The following is a 329-nucleotide window of genomic DNA, read 5'->3' on the forward strand; positions in this document are numbered from 1 at the left end:
CTCGGGTTCCTCCTCTTTCTTTTCTTCCTTCTTCTCCTCGGCCGGAGCGCCGGCTGCAGCAGCAGCGGCTGGCGCTCCACCAGCGGCCGGAGCAGCACCCACTCCAGAGCCGATGTTGGTGATCAGGTCACGGACATTGATGCCTTCCAAGGCTTTGGCGAACAGACCTGGCCAATATGGCTCTACATCTACAAACGCCGCTTTCAAGATGGTGGAAATTTTCTCACCAGTTACGGCAACATCATCATCCACCAGGATGAGAGCAGAGTAAACACATGCTAATTCAGCTTTTGACACCATTTTTAGTTTTGAACGTGCAAGTTGCCGTA

General features: G+C 52.9%; 1 protein-coding gene. It reads right to left on the minus strand.

Going from position 1 to position 329, the window contains the following annotated elements; all coding sequences use genetic code 11:
• Positions 1 to 329, minus strand: a 329-nt coding sequence (locus F0L74_RS34845) for a 60S acidic ribosomal protein P1 (protein WP_149842261.1), incomplete at both ends; no start/stop codon positions are given.

The organism is Chitinophaga agrisoli (genome assembly GCF_008386695.1).
Taxonomy (GTDB): Bacteria; Bacteroidota; Bacteroidia; order Chitinophagales; family Chitinophagaceae; genus Chitinophaga; species Chitinophaga agrisoli.